The organism is Halomonas sp. (assembly GCF_052095695.1).
Classification (GTDB): domain Bacteria; phylum Pseudomonadota; class Gammaproteobacteria; order Pseudomonadales; family Halomonadaceae; genus Vreelandella.
On sequence record NZ_JBQDLQ010000041.1, the window covers coordinates 1 to 17958 of the forward strand.

14 protein-coding genes are annotated in these 17958 nt (G+C 55.3%); 13 read left to right on the top strand and 1 reads right to left on the bottom strand.

Annotated elements, in window-relative coordinates; all coding sequences use genetic code 11:
- The 6 genes from ACTH5D_RS09895 to araH form a co-directional block, all read left to right on the top strand.
- Positions 1 to 1640: IlvD/Edd family dehydratase (locus ACTH5D_RS09895; RefSeq protein ID WP_441670729.1), on the top strand; the 1640-nt coding region annotated here is incomplete at its 5' end.
- Between the two features lie 84 nt (positions 1641 to 1724).
- On the top strand, positions 1725 to 2720 hold the full coding sequence (araD1, locus tag ACTH5D_RS09900; RefSeq protein WP_441670731.1) for an AraD1 family protein: 996 nt from the start codon (positions 1725 to 1727) through the stop codon (positions 2718 to 2720).
- A gap of 253 nt (positions 2721 to 2973) precedes the next feature.
- Positions 2974 to 4203: an aldose epimerase family protein gene (locus ACTH5D_RS09905; protein WP_441670733.1), complete on the top strand. Its 1230-nt coding sequence runs from the start codon at positions 2974 to 2976 to the stop codon at positions 4201 to 4203.
- 73 nt (positions 4204 to 4276) lie between these two features.
- Positions 4277 to 5272 carry an arabinose ABC transporter substrate-binding protein gene (locus ACTH5D_RS09910; protein ID WP_441670735.1) on the top strand — a complete coding sequence of 332 codons (996 nt, stop codon included), beginning with the start codon at positions 4277 to 4279 and terminating at the stop codon, positions 5270 to 5272.
- A gap of 60 nt (positions 5273 to 5332) precedes the next feature.
- Positions 5333 to 6826 (top strand): L-arabinose ABC transporter ATP-binding protein AraG, encoded by a 1494-nt coding sequence (gene araG / locus ACTH5D_RS09915; RefSeq protein ID WP_441670737.1) that lies wholly within the window; start codon positions 5333 to 5335, stop codon positions 6824 to 6826.
- Positions 6827 to 6881: 55 nt separating this feature from the next.
- Complete coding sequence (araH, locus tag ACTH5D_RS09920) at positions 6882 to 7898, top strand: L-arabinose ABC transporter permease AraH (protein ID WP_441670739.1); 1017 nt, start codon at positions 6882 to 6884, stop codon at positions 7896 to 7898.
- A 58-nt stretch (positions 7899 to 7956) separates the two neighbouring features.
- Here araH and ACTH5D_RS09925 read toward each other — a convergent pair whose 3' ends face one another.
- Positions 7957 to 9177: an ROK family protein gene (locus ACTH5D_RS09925; protein WP_441670741.1), complete on the bottom strand. Its 1221-nt coding sequence runs from the start codon at positions 9175 to 9177 to the stop codon at positions 7957 to 7959.
- A gap of 195 nt (positions 9178 to 9372) precedes the next feature.
- Here ACTH5D_RS09925 and ACTH5D_RS09930 point away from each other — a divergent pair, with 195 nt between their 5' ends.
- From ACTH5D_RS09930 to ACTH5D_RS09960, 7 genes are all read left to right on the top strand, one after another.
- Positions 9373 to 10884: a sugar ABC transporter ATP-binding protein gene (locus ACTH5D_RS09930; protein ID WP_441670743.1), complete on the top strand. Its 1512-nt coding sequence runs from the start codon at positions 9373 to 9375 to the stop codon at positions 10882 to 10884.
- The gene (locus tag ACTH5D_RS09935; RefSeq protein WP_441670745.1) at positions 10865 to 11905 is read left to right on the top strand and encodes an ABC transporter permease; all 1041 of its coding nucleotides are present in this window, start codon (positions 10865 to 10867) and stop codon (positions 11903 to 11905) included. Before ACTH5D_RS09930 ends, ACTH5D_RS09935 begins: the two co-directional genes overlap by 20 nt.
- A gap of 84 nt (positions 11906 to 11989) precedes the next feature.
- Complete coding sequence (locus ACTH5D_RS09940; protein ID WP_441670747.1) at positions 11990 to 12955, top strand: ABC transporter substrate-binding protein; 966 nt, start codon at positions 11990 to 11992, stop codon at positions 12953 to 12955.
- 87 nt (positions 12956 to 13042) lie between these two features.
- A complete protein-coding gene (locus ACTH5D_RS09945; RefSeq protein ID WP_441670749.1) occupies positions 13043 to 14095 on the top strand; it encodes a sugar phosphate isomerase/epimerase family protein in 1053 nt (350 codons plus the stop codon).
- Between the two features lie 45 nt (positions 14096 to 14140).
- Positions 14141 to 15304, top strand: a complete 1164-nt coding sequence (locus tag ACTH5D_RS09950) for a Gfo/Idh/MocA family protein (protein ID WP_441670751.1) — start codon at positions 14141 to 14143, stop codon at positions 15302 to 15304.
- 43 nt (positions 15305 to 15347) lie between these two features.
- Positions 15348 to 16118, top strand: coding sequence for an SDR family NAD(P)-dependent oxidoreductase (locus tag ACTH5D_RS09955; RefSeq protein ID WP_441670753.1), 771 nt, complete (start codon positions 15348 to 15350; stop codon positions 16116 to 16118).
- A gap of 113 nt (positions 16119 to 16231) precedes the next feature.
- Positions 16232 to 17638 (top strand): sugar porter family MFS transporter, encoded by a 1407-nt coding sequence (locus ACTH5D_RS09960; protein WP_441670755.1) that lies wholly within the window; start codon positions 16232 to 16234, stop codon positions 17636 to 17638.
- Positions 17639 to 17958 lie beyond the last annotated feature (320 nt).

Sequence of the window (17958 nt, forward strand, 5' to 3'; positions counted from 1 at the left end):
ATGAGTTTCAGGGCAAGCCGATTATCGGTATCTGCAATACCTGGTCAGATCTGACGCCTTGTAACGCGCATTTTCGAAAATTGGCAGAGCACGTTAAGAAGGGCATTTTAGAAGCGGGCGGCTACCCGGTGGAGTTTCCGGTGTTTTCTAACGGCGAGTCCAACCTGCGCCCGACCGCGATGTTTACGCGTAATTTAGCCAGCATGGATGTCGAAGAAGCGATTCGCGGCAACCCGATGGATGCCGTGGTGCTGCTGGTGGGCTGTGATAAAACCACCCCGGCACTGCTGATGGGCGCAGCGAGCTGCGATATTCCCACTATCGTGGTTACCGGTGGGCCGATGCTCAACGGCAAGCACAAAGGTAAGGATATTGGTTCTGGCACCGTGGTGTGGAAACTCTCTGAACAGGTTAAAGCTGGCGAAATATCGCTGCACGACTTTATGGCCGCCGAGGCCGGTATGTCCCGCTCGGCCGGTACCTGCAACACCATGGGCACTGCTTCCACAATGGCCTGCATGGCGGAAGCATTAGGTACCTCGCTACCCCATAACGCGGCAATTCCTGCGGTAGATTCCCGCCGCTATGTGCTGGCACATCTTTCCGGCAATCGCATTGTGGAGATGGTCCATGAAGATCTGCGTCTCTCCAAAATTCTCACCAAGGAAGCCTTCGATAACGCCATTCGTACCAACGCGGCGATTGGGGGCTCCACCAACGCGGTGATTCACTTAAAAGCGATCGCCGGGCGGATTGGTGTGGATCTCACGCTAGACGATTGGAGTCGGGTAGGGCGCGGTACGCCCACGGTGGTTGACCTGCAGCCGTCGGGCCGTTTTCTGATGGAAGAGTTTTACTACGCGGGTGGCTTGCCAGCGGTACTCAAGCGCCTGGGCGAAGCCGACCGGCTGCCCTTCAAGGATGCATTAACCGTTAACGGCAAAACCCTGTGGGAAAACGTCCAAGACGCCCCGCTTTATAACGACGAAGTGATTCGCCCGCTGGATAATCCGTTAACGGTAGACGGCGGCATCTGCGTGCTGCGCGGCAATCTATCTCCCAACGGTGCGGTGCTAAAGCCTTCGGCAGCGACGGCAGAACTGATGCAGCATCGCGGTCGGGCGGTAGTATTTGAAGATTACGACGATTACAAAGCGCGTATCAACGATCCGGATCTGGACGTTGAAGCCGACGATGTTTTGGTCATGAAACACTGCGGCCCACGCGGCTATCACGGCATGGCGGAAGTGGGCAACATGGGTCTGCCGCCGAAGATTCTGGTTCAGGGTATTACCGACATGGTACGTATTTCCGATGCGCGTATGAGCGGTACGGCGTATGGCACCGTGGTGTTACATGTGGCACCAGAAGCGGCCGCAGGTGGCCCCCTGGCGGCCGTGCGTAACGGCGATATGATTGAGCTTGATTGCAACGGTGGGCGGCTGCACCTGGATATTAGCGATGCCGAACTTGCCTCGCGCCTGGCCGAGAGCGACCCCACGGCAGCGTCAACGGTCATCGCCAGCCAGGGAGGCTATCGCCAGCTTTATATCGAACATGTACTGCAAGCGGACGAAGGTTGTGATTTTGACTTTTTGGTCGGCTGCCGAGGCTCTGATGTACCGCGTCACTCGCATTAACTATCAATATTAGCCATCAATATTAACTATCATTATTAACAACAAAAATTCATAACCCCCCGGTTATAAAAACAGGAGAACGGTATGCGTCTGATTCAGTGTTTACACGAAGGCCAATTGAGAGCCGCCATGGTCGAAAGCCCTCAACAGGTTCGGCTTATCAGCGGTAGCCACGGAGTATATGGCTTGGCCCAGCAGGCTATCGCCGAGTCGCGCCCGTTAACGGAGATTGTTGAGGCGGCATTGACCGAAGAGTGCCTAGATTATGCCGCGCTGATAGAGGCGAAGCAGCTACTTCCACCATTGACTCACTCAAGCCCGGCGAACTGCCTTGTGACGGGAACGGGGCTGACTCACCTGGGCAGTGCCGATACCCGCTCGGCCATGCATGCTAAGGCGCAGGCCAAGGAGAGTGAGCTAACCGACTCGATGCGCATGTTCAAGCTCGGCGTGGAAGGCGGCAAGCCTGATAGCGGTGCGTGCGGCGCGCAGCCAGAATGGTTCTATAAAGGCGATGGCAGCATCATTGTGAATCCAGAAGGCGAGTTTCCAGTGCCAGCATTTGCGCAAGACGCGGGCGAAGAGCCAGAGCTGGCCGGGCTGTACTTAATTGATAGTAACGGGCAGCCCCGGCGGGTTGGCTATGCGATCGGCAATGAGTTTTCGGATCACGTAACCGAGCGCTTTAATTATCTGTGGCTGGCGCATTCGAAGCTGCGCGTGTGTAGCTTTGGCCCGGAACTGCTGGTTGGCGAACTGCCTGTGCACCTTGAAGGCACCAGCCGCATTGTGCGCGATGGTAAAACGCTGTGGGAAAAGCCGTTTCTGACCGGGGAGGCTAACATGGCGCATTCACTGGCCAACCTTGAGCATCACCACTTCAAGTACGCTAACTTCCGCAGAGCGGGCGATGTGCACGTGCATTACTTTGGCACCGCGACGCTTAGCTTTGCCGACAGCGTAAAAACCCAGCAAGGTGACCGCTTCGAGATCGACCTGCCCGAGTTTGGCCGTCCGCTGCGTAACACGCTGCGCTTTAGCAGTGATGACGAAGCGATTATCACGGTGCGTTCACTTTGAATTTCTGGTCATGTGAGAGTGCTTATTCGATGCAAAAGAGTGAGCAGTGGCGCAACTTTAGTCGCGTACCCAGAGCCCCGCGCTCACTGAGAAGGCCCATAGGATAAGCCTTGCATTGCTATTGATACTTAGACGTATATCGATAGTGATGCATTTGTATATTGGTTGGTTATGAAAGACATGGCTACTGTAGTGATTGAATCAGTGTTAACAGCACCGACCTAACAACAAAAATCCCACCAGGAGGAAACGCATGCCTCTCATGTCCAGCCAACGATTAAAAAACGGTACACCTTTACTGCTCATCGCCATTGCCGCGGTGCTGTTGATAAACGCCGCGCAAGCCCAGGACAACGCTGAAGCCGGCACTGCCAGTGGAGCCGGCAACAGCGTCCAGGCATCGGTGTTTGGTCACTTGCCCGATGGTCGCCAGGTCGATGTCTACCAGTTCACTAACGCTAATGGAATTGAGCTTAGAGTGATCAACTATGGTGGCATCATTCTGTCGCTGAAAACCCCTAATTTGGCGGGCGAGTTTGATGATATAGCGCTGGGCTTCGACGCCTTGGAAGCGTATCTCTCCGACGAGTACCGCCAGGCCAGCCCTTACTTCGGTGCCATCATTGGCCGCTACGGCAATCGTATTGCGGGTGGCCAGTTCTCCCTTGATGAGGAAAACCATTCATTGGCCACCAACGATGGTAGCAACCATCTGCACGGCGGCCAACAAGGGTTCGACAAGGTGCTGTGGCAGGCCGAGCCATTCGCGAATGATGCGGGCATGGGGCTTGTGCTGCGCTATACCAGTGAGGATGGCGAAGAAGGCTACCCCGGCAGGTTGGAGACCGAAGTGACCTACACCCTGACCGATAATGACGAACTGATGGTGGATTATCGGGCGGTGACTGACAAAGCCACACCGATTAACCTCACCCAGCACAGCTATTTCAACCTTAAGGGCGAGGGGAGCGACACCATTCTCGATCATCAGCTAATGATTAACGCCCCTGCATTTACCCCGGTTAACGACACGCTGATCCCCACCGGCGAGATTCGCCCAGTAGACGGCACGCCGTTCGACTTTACCCAGGCGACGCCTATCGGCGAACGGATTGAGCAGGACAACGAACAGCTCGCTTTCGGCGGCGGTTATGACCACAACTTTGTGCTGGCCCGTGATAACGCAGCACCGGATGAACTCGTTGTGGCTGCCAAGGTGTGGGAGCCGCGGAGTGGACGCATGGTGGAAGTCTCCACCACCGAACCCGCGATCCAGTTCTATTCCGGCAATTTCCTTAACGGCGTCCTGACCGGTAAGCAGGGTCAGCCTTACGGGCAGCGCTCCGGCTTTGCGTTGGAGACCCAGCACTATCCCGATTCACCCAATCAGGCGGCGTTTCCCAGCACGATCCTAGCGCCGGGTGATACGTACCGCTCGCGTACGGTATACCGCTTTTCGGCAAACCAGAATTTTGATGAATAACCACCCCAAGGGGGTGGTAATAAAAGATTGAAATATCAATAAGAACAACGCTAAAAGTTGCAGGAGTATTACCATGAGATTGACTAAGACATTTACCCGGTTGGCCCTTGGTAGCGCGGTGATGTTGGCCTCGCTGGGGTCAGTACAGGCCCAGGAAGATGAGGTGAAAATTGGCTTTATCGTTAAAAAACCGGAGCAGGCGTGGTTTATTAACGAACAGCAGGCCGCTACGGTGATCGGCGAAGAGCTCGGTTTCGACGTGGTACGCCTAAGCGGCGAAGATGGCCAGGAAGTGCTCACCGCCATTGATAATCTCTACGCCCAGGGTGCAGACGGCTTTGTGATCTGCCCGCCGGATGTGCGTCTGGGGCCCGCGATCATGAAGCGTGCCAACCAGTACAATATGAAAGTAGTCACCGTAGATGACCAGTTTGTTAACTCGAACGGTGAGCCGATGGAAGGCGTACCGCACCTGGGCATGTCAGGTTATAAGATTGGCCAGCAGGCTGGCGATGCGATTGCCGCCGAAATAGAAGCGCGTGGCTGGGATCTCGAAAAGGTCGCCGCGCTACGCATCACCAATAATGAGCTGCCCACCGCCGTTGAGCGTACCGATGGAGCGACCGCTGCGCTCCTTGACGCGGGCTTCCCTGAAAGCAACATCTTCGATGCACCCCAGCAAAACAGCGATACTACCAGCGCCTTTTCAGCCGCATCCCCCGTGCTCTCTCAACGAGGCGATTATGAACACTGGGTGATCTATGCCTTGAACGAGGAGAGTGTGCTGGGTGGTGTTCGGGCCACTGAGCAATACGGCCTGGCCCCAGAGGATGTAATCGGCGTAGGTATCAACGGTTCCGGTGCGGCCTTTGCCGAGTTCTCACGCGATAACCCCACTGGCTTTCACGGCACAGTCGCGGTCAGCTCTACCATGCACGGCCGTCAGACCGCAGAAGATCTCTATCGCTGGATTAGCGAGGACACACAACCGCCGGCCAATACCGAAACCTCAGGTGTCTTAATGACGCGTGACAACTGGCAGGAAGTACGCGCAGAGCTGGGTTTGTGACGTGCATGGTTTGTGAAGCGCATGATCTGTAACGGTAAGTGATCGCGGGAGTTTTGAAGCATGTCTGATGCTTATCTACGTTTCGACGCGGTTAGCGTCGTCTTCCCTGGGGTGCGCGCGCTGGATAGGGTGAGCTTTGGCGCTCAATCCGGCCAAGTACATGCGCTGATGGGCGAGAACGGCGCGGGTAAATCCACCCTGCTCAAGGTGTTGAGCGGCGTTAATCGCGTGGCGGAGGGGGCGCTGAGGCTCAACGGACAGCGCCACGTGTTTAGTAACGCCCGAGAAGCGCTGCGGGAAGGGATCGCCATCATCTATCAGGAGTTGACGCTCTCGCCCAATATGTCGGTGGCCGAGAACCTGCTGCTGGGCCAGCTGCCCACGCGACGGGGCTTTGTAAACCGCCGCGAGTTGCGCGAAAAAGCGCTGGCGATTCTGGCCGACCTTGGCGAGGGAAATATCCACCCCTCGACCAAAGTGCGTGATCTCTCTATCGGGCAGCAGCAGATGATTGAGATTGGCCGCGCGCTGCTGCGCGACGCCAAGATAATCGCCTTCGATGAACCCACCAGCAGCCTCTCCATTCAAGAGACCCGTCAGCTAAAGCGCATCGTCAAACGGCTGCGCGACGAGGGGCGGGTAGTGCTCTACGTGACACACCGCATGGAAGAGGTATTCGAGATGTGCGATGCGGTCACGATCTTTCGCGATGGCCAGCATATTCGCACCCACGAGGATATGTCTGCGCTCAACCACGACCTCCTGGTGAGTGAGATGGTGGGCCGGGATATCAACGATGTTTACGGCTATCGCCCTCGCGAACATGGCGACGTGATCTTGAGCGTCGAGAGCATTCAGGGGCGCGGTCTCAAGGCACCGGTAAGTTTCTCTGTAAAGCGCGGCGAAGTGTTTGGGTTGTTTGGACTCGTCGGTGCCGGACGCAGTGAGTTGCTTCGGCTGGTCTGCGGGGTTGAGGCGCCCAAAGCAGGCACCGTGCAATTCAACGGCGAGGTGCGGCGGTTTAAAAGCCCCCAGGATGCCATTCGCGCGGGGATTGCCATGTGCCCAGAGGATCGTAAATCCCAAGGCATCTTTCCGGTGGCCAGCGTGGCCGACAATCTCAATATCAGCTGTCGACGCTTTTTTAAACGCTGGGGAATGTTCCGTCATCCCAGCCGTGAGTGGCGTAATGCCGAGTCGTATATCCAACAACTCAGCGTTAAAACGCCAGGCCCGCGAACGCCCATTGGTAAGCTCTCGGGGGGGAATCAGCAGAAGGTGATTCTGGCGCGGTGGCTGGCTGAAGAGATTGATCTGTTCGTGATGGACGAACCAACCCGAGGCATCGACGTGGGCGCGCGGAGAGACATTTACTCGCTGCTTTACGATCTGGCCGAACAGGGCAAAAGCGTCGTGGTGATTTCCAGTGACCTGGCGGAAGTCAGCTCTATTTGCGACCGCATTGCGGTGATGCGCGACGGGGAGCTGGTGGACGTGGTGCCACGAGAATCGGCCACCCCCGAACGACTGTTGGGGCTGGCATTACCCGCCTAAGTCGGCTTTTTTTCAGTCCGCTCGCTTTTAAAAAAATACGCTCAGGACGACAACCATGACAACGAACGATGTAACCCAAAGCGATGGCCATGAAGCGCCTGCTCGCCCGGCGGGGCGCCAAGGGCTTATCAAGCCACTACGTGCACTGCTTGATACCTCGGGCATGATTGCGATTTTTTTGCTGCTGTTTATCGCTTTGGCGGTGCTCATCCCCGATTTCCTAACTGGCCGCAATATGGTTGGGTTGCTGCTGTCGGTGACGCTGATCGGCAGTTTAGCCGCCACCATGATGTTGGTACTGGCGCTGGGCGAGGTGGATCTTTCGGTGGCCTCCACGGTGGCCTTTGCAGGGGTGGTCGCCGCGACGGTGACCACCAGCACCGGTAGCGTGTTTATTGGCGTGCTTGGGGGCATTGTGGCTGGCGGCGCGGTAGGTGCCTTTAACGGCCTCGTCATTGCCAAGCTCGGCATTAACTCGTTGATTGCGACGCTGGCGGCGATGGAGTTTGTGCGCGGGCTGGCTTACATCACCTCTGGCGGTGACGCTGTGATGATTACCGTGCCGGGCTTCTTTGACCTGGGTAGCGCCTCCTTTCTCGGCCTAACCCTGCCGGTATGGACGATGCTGGCCTGCTTTGTGATCTTTGGCGTGATACTCAATATGACTGCCTTCGGGCGCAATGTGCTGGCTACTGGCGGTAACTCCGAGGCTGCCGCGTTGGCGGGGGGCAACGTCCGCCGTCTTAAGATTATTGTTTTTGGCCTCCAGGGTGTGGTGGCTGGCGTCGTGGGGGTGCTGCTGGCCTCGCGTATGGGGCTGGGGGACCCCAACACCTCCATGGGCCTGGAACTGGCGGTAATCTCCGCCTGTGTGCTGGGCGGGGTCGCGCTGTCGGGCGGTGTGGCAACGATCACTGGTGTGGTGGTCGGCGTGCTGATCATGGGCTGCGTGCAAAATGCGATGGGCTTGCTCAACGTGCCGACGTTTTACCAGTACCTAGTCCGCGGTGGAATTTTACTGCTGGCGGTGATGTTTGATCGCTGGAAGCAGGCACGCCGTCAACGTGCCTAGCCCAAGCTGCCTGACCATTGATGGTGGGCGCAGCGTGGTCTATCACGATTGAAGGCTTTTACGCCCGCTCAGCGGTGGATAACAGCGTCTGAGAGTCGGTGGCGTAAAGCGTCATGGCGATGCCGCCCATGCAGGTCATGTCTTGATCCCAGGCGTGGCTTTCTATGCGGGTTGAGCCAACCAGTTCTGCCACTAGCGCTTCGCTGATAGCATGTTGCATCGCTTCCTGCATCGCATCAAATCCGCGTACGCCAGCGCCGGTGATCAGCACTAGATCAGGATTAAACAGCGCTAATACGTTGGCGATGCCGTAGCCCAGTGCACGACCTGCCTCGGCATAAATGCGCTTAGCCTGCGGATCGCCCTGTGCTGCCAGTTGCGCTAGTGACCGCATCTGTGATTCTGAGGGATGAGTCGTCTCGTCATTAAGCAGTACGGAATGGCGAACGGCCTCTCGGTAAAGTGCGTAATCGCTGACGTAGGCCTCGATGCAGCCGCGTCGTCCGCAGGCACATAGCGCGCCGTCCGGCTGATATTTACTATGCCCAAGTTCGGCCGCTGAACCGTTAGCGCCAACAAACGGTACGCCGTTAATTAGTACTGACATTCCAATGCCGTAGCCCAACATAACCACCACTAAGTTGGGGCTGTTAGCATAAGCAGGCTGAGCTGCCAGCACGCTGGCGATACAGTTGGCATCATTTTCCAGTAGCACGCTGCAGTTAAAGCGCTTGGCTAGATGGTCGGAGATTGGCGCGTTGCGAAAGCTTAGCGCGGGCGACCAGATGATCGTGCCATAAGCGGATGAAACCACCCCCTGCACCGCTAAACAGATTCCCGCTAAGCGCTGAAATTTTCCCTGCTGCTGTTCGCATGCGGCACTCACTTTCTCTTCCAACAGCGTGATCAAATCGTCGGCTGTCAGCCTCAAGGTGGGGATTTTATGGTATTCGCTATGGCACACCTGGCCCGCAAAATTGCCCACTACCAGCTGAATCTTATTAATTGATAGCTTAATGCAGACCACGTAGGCCGCCAGTGGATCGAGCGCAATCAGCGTTTTAGGCCGCCCCCGCCCGGCGGGGCGAGGTGTTGCATGGGGATGTTCTGTAATCAAACCTTGCTGGAGTAATTCTGCGCTGATTGAGGTCACGGTGGCGGAGCTGATGCCGTTCAAAGCACCTAGGTCAACGCGCGCGACCGGGCCCTGTTCACGCAACGTGCGCAGCACCGCCAGGATATTGTCGTGGCGGCTAGTATCAGTTGACGGAAGGGGCATGGGGTCGCCGTTATACATCGTGATGAAAGGTAGCGTGTTAAAAAAATCGCCTAGTGACATTATCGTGAGACGTTAGCGCGATTACCAAAATACGACCTAAGTTGTATTTGCAGATATTTATTTTAGCACCTAAAGTAAATCAAGCGATGCAAGTAAGCCTTACCGACAATAATAATAGTGATCATAGGTGGCCCCATGCCCGTGTCGGCGCGCAATATCTGCCGTTCTTTTGGCGACAATCAGGTGCTCTTCGATGTTGATCTCGACCTGCAGGCAGGCGAGGTTCACGCGCTGCTAGGTGAGAACGGCGCTGGCAAATCGACGCTGGTAAAAATTCTGGCAGGCTATCTTCGCCCGACTTCGGGCGAGGTACTTTGCGACGGCTGCCCGCAGGATTACCGTTCAAGTGGTGAAGCCGAAGCTGACGGCGTGGTGATGATCCATCAGGAGCTGGCGCTAGCGGAACAGCTTAGCGTGGAAGAAAATATTTTTTTGGGTCGCGAACTGCGCCGTGGGCCGTTTCTGGACCGCCGGGCGATGCGCGAGCGCAGCCAAGCGGCGCTCGCAGAGCTTGAAACGCACGTTAACCCCCGCGCTAGAGTGAAAGATCTGAGTACCTCCGACCAGCAAATGGTCGAGATCGCCAAGGCGATTACACGTGATGTGCGCGTACTGATCATGGATGAACCCACCGCCACCCTGACGGAAAACGAAGTGACGGTGCTGTTTGCACTCATTGCTCGCCTGCGCCAGCGCGGCGTAGCCATTCTGTATATCTCTCATAAGCTGCGTGAAATCGAACAGATAGCCGATCGCGTGACGGTACTGCGTGACGGCCATTTAATTGATAGTGGGCCGATGGCCGGGCGAAGCAAAGAGGAGTTGGCACGCCTGATGGTCGGGCGTGAAATTACCGAGATGTACCCGCCGCGGACCGTGCTTTCAAGCGATGCACTGGTGGTATTAGAGGCGCGAGCATTTGTCGTGCCTGGCGCGGTTAAACAGGCCAGTTTTACGTTGCGCCGGGGTGAAGTACTGGGGTTTGGCGGGGTGGTGGGCGCTGGGCGTACCGCGCTGATTGAAGCGGTGCTTGGCCTGCGCGCGAAAAGTGCAGGGCAGGTGCTGCGTAACGGTCAGCCGGTTGTGTTGCGCCACCTGCGCGATGCTGTGCATCAGCGTATTGCCTACCTGACGGAAGACCGCAAAGGTAAAGGGCTGGTGCTTAATATGGACTTGCGCTCAAACGTTACTCTGCTGAACCTGCGCGCTCATTGCCATCCACTGCTAGACCGCCGCCGCGAAGAAACAGCCTTTCAAGAGGCCGTCCAGCGCTTTGATATTCGGCTACGAACGGCTGCGCGCACCGCCGCTGAACTTTCCGGTGGCAATCAACAGAAGCTGCTGCTCGCGAAAGTCATGTCCATTGATCCCGATATCGTGATTATCAACGAGCCTACTCGGGGTATCGATGTGGGCACCAAACATCAAATCTATCATTTTATCCATGAGCTTACCGAGGCGGGGCGTTCGGTCATTTTGATTTCTTCAGAGATGGGGGAATTGATAGGACTTTCGCATCGTGTCGCCGTGATGTGCGCGGGCGTGCTCACCGGCATCGTCGAAGGCGAGCAAATTAATGAACACAACATTATGCAGTACGCATCCGGCATTAAGGGAGTAGGGGTAGATGAGCAGCGCCATGGCTAATAACAAACCGACCGCAAACAAAGCAGCTAACGCAACAATGAGGCAAAAAGGTGTTTCCATCGACCTGAAAACCTGGGGGCCATTTATTGCGCTGGTGGTCTTAGCCATTTTAGGTGTGCTGATTAACCCGGCGTTTCTGGGGCTAGATAATCTTTCCAACATGCTTACCCGCAGCGCCTTTATCGGCATTATTGCCATTGGCGCTACTTTTGTCATTACGGCCGGCGGGCTGGATCTTTCGGTAGGCGCGATGGCCGCCTTTATTGCCGGGGTCATGATTATTCTGATGAACAGCCTGGTCGAGCAGTTTGGCGCAGGAATCACCACTATTGTGCTAGGCGTAGGCGCCTCGTTACTGCTCGGACTATGCGCTGGTTTTATCAACGGCATCGTCACCACCAAAGGCAAAATTGAGGCGTTTATCGTTACCCTCGGTACCATGGGTATTTATCGTTCGCTTGTTACTTACCTGGCCGATGGCGGCACCTTAACGCTGGATTGGGCCGTTCGCGACATCTATCGTCCGGTTTACTACGGCAGCTTTATGGGCATCACCTTCCCCGTGTGGGTGTTTTTCGCGGTCGCCGTGATTGGCTACATCCTACTTAACTACACCCGCTTCGGGCGTTACTGCTTTGCCATTGGCTCTAATGAAAAAGTCGCTGAGTACAGTGCGATTCATGTCGACCGGGTCAAAACGCTGACGTACATGCTGCAAGGCGTGTGCGTGGCACTGGCGACCATTATTTATGTGCCGAGGTTGGGATCTGCCTCCGGCGCGACCGGTGTTTTGTGGGAGTTAGAGGCCATCGCCGCGGTCATTATCGGTGGCACTATGTTGAAGGGCGGACATGGCCGTATTTGGGGCACGGTGATTGGAGCCATCATGCTCACTATGATTGGCAATATTCTCAATTTGACCGACGCCATTTCCAACTATTTAAACGGCACTGTGCAGGGGGTCATCATCATTGTTGCGGTATACCTGCAGCGTGCGTCGTGGAGGAAAACTCGGCCCTAGGGCCTCTTGGCAACACTGCCTATCAGCGCATTATCGTTAGAAGCTAACGCAGCATAACAACTACAACAGCAAAGGAGCATTATCATGCCCAGCATCAAAACAGCGGTGGCGACCATCGCTACTACGGCCGCGCTCTCGACAGCGGTGGGGATATCCAGCGCCGCCATGGCGCAAGAGTTAACCATTGGCGTTTCAATTCCGGCGGCCACGCATGGCTGGGCCGGCGGCGTTAACTATCATGCTGAAGAGGCTAAAAAGCGGCTCGAGGCACTCTATCCTGATATTGAAATCACTATCTCAACCGCGGGCACAGCAGGCGAGCAGGCCAATGACCTGGAAGACTTGGTGTCGCTGCGCAGTATTGATGCGCTGGTAATTCTGCCATTTGAGTCAGGCCCACTCACCGACCCGGTACGCCGTGTTAAAGAGTCTGGTGTGTTCGTGACGGTGGTGGATCGTGGCCTGACCGAAGAGGGCATTCAAGACCTTTACGTGGCGGGCAATAATCATGAGTTAGGTCGCGTTTCTGGTGAGTACATACGCGAACAGCTCGATGGTGAAGGCGATATTGTCGTGCTGCGAGGTATGCCTACGGTGATTGATGACGAGCGCGTTCAAGGTTTCCAAGAGGCTATCGAAGGATCTGAGGTCAACATCCTCGATATGCAGCACGCTAACTGGAATCGCGATGATGGCTTTGAGGTCATGCAGGATTATTTGTCGCGCTTCGATAACATCGATGCGGTTTGGGCTCAGGACGATGATATCGCCCTGGGGGTCATTGAAGCGGTGCGCCAGGCGGATCGTGAAAACGAGCTGTTTATTGTCGGCGGTGCTGGCATGAAAGAAATTATCAAGCGGGTGATGGAGGGTGATGAACTGGTGCCGGTAGACGTGCTCTATCCGCCCGGCATGATCGCCACTGCCATGGATCTTACCGTGCAGCACTTTGTCTCTAATGGCCCCGTATTGGGCGAGTACATCCTTGGCTCACCGCTGATCACCGAGGAAAACGCTGAGCAGTACTACTTCCCCGATTCTCCTTTCTGACTGCTCTAATCAAACGGCGCGGGTGGAGACACCACTTCGACCCGCGCCTCACCAAGCACTTAATCGCAACGTTATTGAGAGAGTCCTATGAAAACAATCAAGGGGCCAGCGCTCTTTCTCGCCCAATTTGCCGGTGATGAGGCGCCCTTTAATAGTCTTGATAGCATCGCCGCCTGGGCATCTGGGCTGGGCTATAAAGGTGTGCAGATTCCTAGTTGGGATGCACGCCTGTTCGACCTAAAGCGTGCCGCTGAAAGCCGTACTTACTGCGACGAGGTGACAGGCACCCTGGCTGAACACGGCCTAGCACTCACCGAACTCTCTACTCATCTGCAGGGCCAGTTGGTGGCGGTGCATCCCGCTTACGATGAGATGTTTGATGGCTTTGCCGCCCCCGAAGTGCGTGGTCATCCCAAAGCGCGGCAAGAGTGGGCGGTGGAGCAACTAAAGCTGGCCGCTAAAGCGTCACAAAATCTTGGCCTAACGGATCACGGCACCTTTTCGGGGTCACTGGCGTGGCCGTATATCTACCCCTGGCCCCAGCGCCCGGCAGGGTTGATCGAAACTGCCTTTGATGAGCTGGCGAAACGCTGGCGGCCGATTCTAGATGCCTTTGACGAGGCCGGTGTGAACCTCTGCTACGAGATTCATCCCGGTGAAGATCTGCATGATGGCATCACTTTTGAGATGTTTCTTGAGCGGGTCGGCAACCATCCTTGCTGTCACATCCTTTACGACCCTAGTCACTTAATTCTTCAGCAGCTCGACTACCGCGGCTTTCTTGATGTGTACCGTGAGCACATTCAGATGTTTCACGTTAAAGATGCCGAATTTAACCCCAACCCTAAACAGGGCGTTTATTCGGGCTATCAGTCATGGATGGACCGTGCGGGTCGTTTTCGTTCATTGGGCGATGGCCAAATCGATTTCAAGTCGATCTTCTCGTGGATGGCAGCCAACGACTATCACGGCTGGGCGGTGCTGGAATGGGAGTGTTGCCTGAAACATCCGGAAGTAGGCGCACGCGAAGGCGCGGTGTTTATTCGCGATCATATTATTGAAGTGACCGAACGAGCCTTTGACGACTTTGCCGCTGGTGGCGCCGATCAAGCCGCTAATCGCCGCATTCTGGGCCTTTAAGTACGAGAATTTAAATAACGTCTACTTACCACAGGGTTGCATGACATGAGCAATCAACACGAAATTCCACGGCGGCTACGTTTGGGAATGGTCGGCGGCGGGCAGGGTGCTTTTATTGGTGGGGTACATCGAATCGCCGCGCGCCTTGATGACCACTATGAGCTGGTTGCTGGTGCCTTTGCATCTGACCCCGAGCGCGGCCAAGCGTCGGCAGCAGCGCTACATGTCGCCGCTGATCGAGCCTATCCCGATTACCACACCATGGCCGAAGAAGAGCAAAAGCGTGCGGATGGCATTGATGTGGTTGCCATCGTAACGCCCAACCATGTGCATTTTGACGTAGCGCGCACGTTTCTTGAGGCGGGCTTTCACGTTATTTGTGATAAGCCGATGACGATTACGTTGGAAGAGGCCCAAACGCTGGCGGAACTTGTCGAACGCAGCGGGCTGTTCTTCGGCTTAACCCATAACTACTCCGGGTACTCGCTGGTACGCCAAGCTCGCGAGATGGTCGCTAATGGAGAATTGGGTGATCTGCGCGTGGTGCAGGTGGAATATCCGCAGGATTGGCTTTCCACGCGGATGGAAGCGAGCGGTGTTAAGCAGGCTGAGTGGCGCACTGACCCTAAACGCAGTGGCCCAGCGGGCTGTTTGGGCGATATCGGTACGCATGCTTATCACTTGGTGCGTTATGTGACTGGCCTGGAGCTTGAGTCTCTTGCTGCCGATATGCACACCTTTGTAGAAGGGCGTGCGCTGGATGACAACGTGCATATGCTGCTGCGCTTTAAGGGCGGCGCGCGAGGCATGCTGTGGTCGAGCCAAGTAGCGCCCGGTAATGAAAATGGCCTGCAGCTGCGCGTTTACGGCAGTCGCGGTGGCCTTGAGTGGCGACAGGAAAATCCTAATCAGCTAATGCATTCCCCGCTGGGAGAGCCCACGCGGATACTGACGCGCAATGGCCCAGGCCTTGTCGATGCTGCCATGGCCGCTGCGCGTATCCCCCCGGGCCATCCTGAAGGTTATCTTGAAGCCTTTGCCCAGCTCTATCGCGATTTCGCCGTGCAAATCCACGCGCGCCAACGTGGCGACACCACTAATCCGATGGCAATAAAAGCACCGGACGTGACCGATGGCGTCGATGGTTTGACGTTTATCACCCGCGCACTGGCGTCGTCTAAGGCGGGTGGGCAGTGGGTCGATTTCTAAAACAGCATCAGTAAGACACTACAAAATGGATATGAGAATCGATATGAACCAGCACTCAGTGCGCTATGCGAGCCTTGAGCAGCGTGTGGTCTTTATTACCGGCGGCGGCAGCGGTATTGGTGCCGAGCTTACCCGCGCCTTTCACCATCAGGGCGCGCGGGTAGTGTTCGTCGATATCAATGATGATGCCAGCCACGCATTGGTCGCGGCGCTTAAAACCGAGACCGGGCAAGCACCGATTTACCACCACTGTGATATTCGTGATGTGGCTAGCCTACAGCAGGTCGTCGCCGAGACTGGCGAAGACGTCGGGCCTATTCATACGCTGGTGAATAACGCCGCCAGCGATGATCGTCACTCCTGGCGGGATATCGATGTTGCCTACTGGGATGAGCGTATGTCGCTTAACTTACGGCCTATGTTCTTTACCGCCCAGGCGGTGGCCGAACAGATGATACAAAACGGTGGTGGTTCGATCATTAATTTCGGCTCGGTGAGTGTCCAAATGGCGCTGGGCGGTTTGCCCGCCTACGTCACCGCTAAAGCGGCGGTACATGGATTAACGCGCAGCCTGGCTCGCGAGCTGGGCGTGCACAATATCCGCGTTAATACGCTGGTGCCCGGCTCAGTGATGACCGAACGGCAGCTGGAAAAGTGGATTGGTCCCAATGACGAAGCCGTCATTCAAGAACGCCAGTGTCTCAAACTACGGCTTGAACCTGTACATATCGCGCCCGTAGCGCTGTTCTTGGCCAGCGCCGAAAGCCAGGCCATCACCGGGCAAGAGCTGGCGGTAGACGCAGGTTGGGCTTAGGAATAATGCGTATTAATAGGAATAAGCGATGCCAATGACTTGCGTATCGCTGCGTGGTCCGAAAAAAATACGCAAACACAAACGTTCAATAATAAATACAAGGAGCTTACGGTATGACTCAACAGCGAACGCTAAGCCGCTCATCTTATATCCTGGTGATATGTTGCATTGCCGCCATCGGAGGTTTTTTGTTCGGTTTCGACAGTGGCGTCATCAACGGTACGGTTGATGGCCTGCAGGCTTCTTTTAACTCCGATAGCGCGGGTACGGGCTTTAATGTTGCCTCTATGCTGCTGGGGTGTGCCATAGGGGCTTTCTTCGCCGGTCGCTTGGCGGATCGTTTTGGGCGGCGCACATTGCTTATTGTGGCCGCAGTATTTTTTCTGGTCAGCGCCTGGGGGTCGGGTATTTCTGGCAGCTCTATGGAGTTTGTGCTGTACCGTATTCTTGGTGGTATTGCGGTAGGTGCAGCCAGTGTCATGACGCCAGCCTACATTAGTGAAGTGGCACCTTCCGCTTATCGCGGTCGGTTGGCCACTATCCAGCAAGTGGCGATTATTTCAGGCCTGTTTGTGGCGTTTCTAAGTAATTATGTGCTGGCGTACGTTTCTGGTTCAGCAATGACTGAGCTGTGGTTTGGTTTTGCGACGTGGCGCTGGATGTTCTGGATTGAGCTAATCCCAGCATCCATCTTCCTAGTGGCGTTATTGTTTATTCCCGAAAGCCCACGTTATTTAATCAGTACGGGTAAAGATACTGAGGCACGCCGCGTACTTGGCTTGGTGATGCCTGAGGAAGAAATTGAACCCAAAGTACAGGAGGTTAATGCCACGCTGAATCGTGATCATAAACCGCGTTTAAGCGATGTGCTGAACCGCACCACGGGCAGGGTGCATGGCATCGTGTGGGTGGGCATTGGGTTGGCGGTTTTCCAGCAGTTAGTTGGTATAAACGTGGTGTTCTATTACGGGGCCGTGTTGTGGCAATCAGTCGGCTTTTCAGAAAGCGATGCGCTGCTGATTAATGTGATCTCGGGGGCCGTCAGTATTGCTGCGTGCCTCTTGGCGATTGCGCTGATCGACAAAATTGGCAGAAAGCCTCTGCTATGGAGCGGCTCCGTGGGAATGACCATAACACTGGCCTGCCTCGCCTATGCTTTCTCTACCGCAACAATGGTAAATGGCAGTCTGCGCTTATCAGATGACATGGGTGTATTTGCGCTTGTTGCAGCCAATCTGTACGTGCTGTTTTTCAATGCTTCCTGGGGGCCGGTGATGTGGGTAATGCTGGGCGAGATGTTCCCCAATCAGATGCGGGGGTCGGGGCTGGCGATTGCAGGCCTTTTCCAATGGTTAGCCAACTTTGGTATTACCATGACATTTCCTATCATGTTGGCTTCCGTCGGGCTGTTCGGTGCTTACGGTTTTTATGCGATTAGTGCCGTGGCCTCGATTTTCTTTGTTGTTCTCTTCGTCAAAGAAACACGCGGTAAAGAGCTTGAAGAGATGGCCTATGAGTAAACGGTAGATGCAGGCGGGGCAATTAAACATAGCAGGCTTACATTGCCCCGTTTGGCTGTACCGTTAAGGAGCATGTGTCAATTATAAACAATAAAACATTAATTTTTATTAATAAAAACAAACGTTTGGCATGGATGTTGGGGCTATAAGATGCTGTTTGGTAATGATTTTTATTAATGGTTGCCAACAACTGGCACGGGGGGTGCAGTGATAGAGGTAAGAGCGGAGCAGGCAAGAGGCCTGACGTTCTTAACCTTTAAACCACACTATGATTGTTGTATTGCGGTTTAAGAAGTAACGTTATTAGGAGGCAGTATCAT

Bases quoted from the DNA above. Each gene is read 5' to 3' on its own strand.
- araD1 (WP_441670731.1), top strand. From the start codon at position 1,725: ATGCGTCTGATTCAGTGTTTACACGAAGGCCAATTGAGAGCCGCCATG.
- ACTH5D_RS09905 (WP_441670733.1), top strand. From the start codon at position 2,974: ATGCCTCTCATGTCCAGCCAACGATTAAAAAACGGTACACCTTTACTG.
- ACTH5D_RS09910 (WP_441670735.1), top strand. From the start codon at position 4,277: ATGAGATTGACTAAGACATTTACCCGGTTGGCCCTTGGTAGCGCGGTG.
- araG (WP_441670737.1), top strand. From the start codon at position 5,333: ATGTCTGATGCTTATCTACGTTTCGACGCGGTTAGCGTCGTCTTCCCT.
- araH (WP_441670739.1), top strand. From the start codon at position 6,882: ATGACAACGAACGATGTAACCCAAAGCGATGGCCATGAAGCGCCTGCT.
- ACTH5D_RS09925 (WP_441670741.1), bottom strand. From the start codon at position 9,177: ATGCCCCTTCCGTCAACTGATACTAGCCGCCACGACAATATCCTGGCG.
- ACTH5D_RS09930 (WP_441670743.1), top strand. From the start codon at position 9,373: ATGCCCGTGTCGGCGCGCAATATCTGCCGTTCTTTTGGCGACAATCAG.
- ACTH5D_RS09935 (WP_441670745.1), top strand. From the start codon at position 10,865: ATGAGCAGCGCCATGGCTAATAACAAACCGACCGCAAACAAAGCAGCT.
- ACTH5D_RS09940 (WP_441670747.1), top strand. From the start codon at position 11,990: ATGCCCAGCATCAAAACAGCGGTGGCGACCATCGCTACTACGGCCGCG.
- ACTH5D_RS09945 (WP_441670749.1), top strand. From the start codon at position 13,043: ATGAAAACAATCAAGGGGCCAGCGCTCTTTCTCGCCCAATTTGCCGGT.
- ACTH5D_RS09950 (WP_441670751.1), top strand. From the start codon at position 14,141: ATGAGCAATCAACACGAAATTCCACGGCGGCTACGTTTGGGAATGGTC.
- ACTH5D_RS09955 (WP_441670753.1), top strand. From the start codon at position 15,348: ATGAACCAGCACTCAGTGCGCTATGCGAGCCTTGAGCAGCGTGTGGTC.
- ACTH5D_RS09960 (WP_441670755.1), top strand. From the start codon at position 16,232: ATGACTCAACAGCGAACGCTAAGCCGCTCATCTTATATCCTGGTGATA.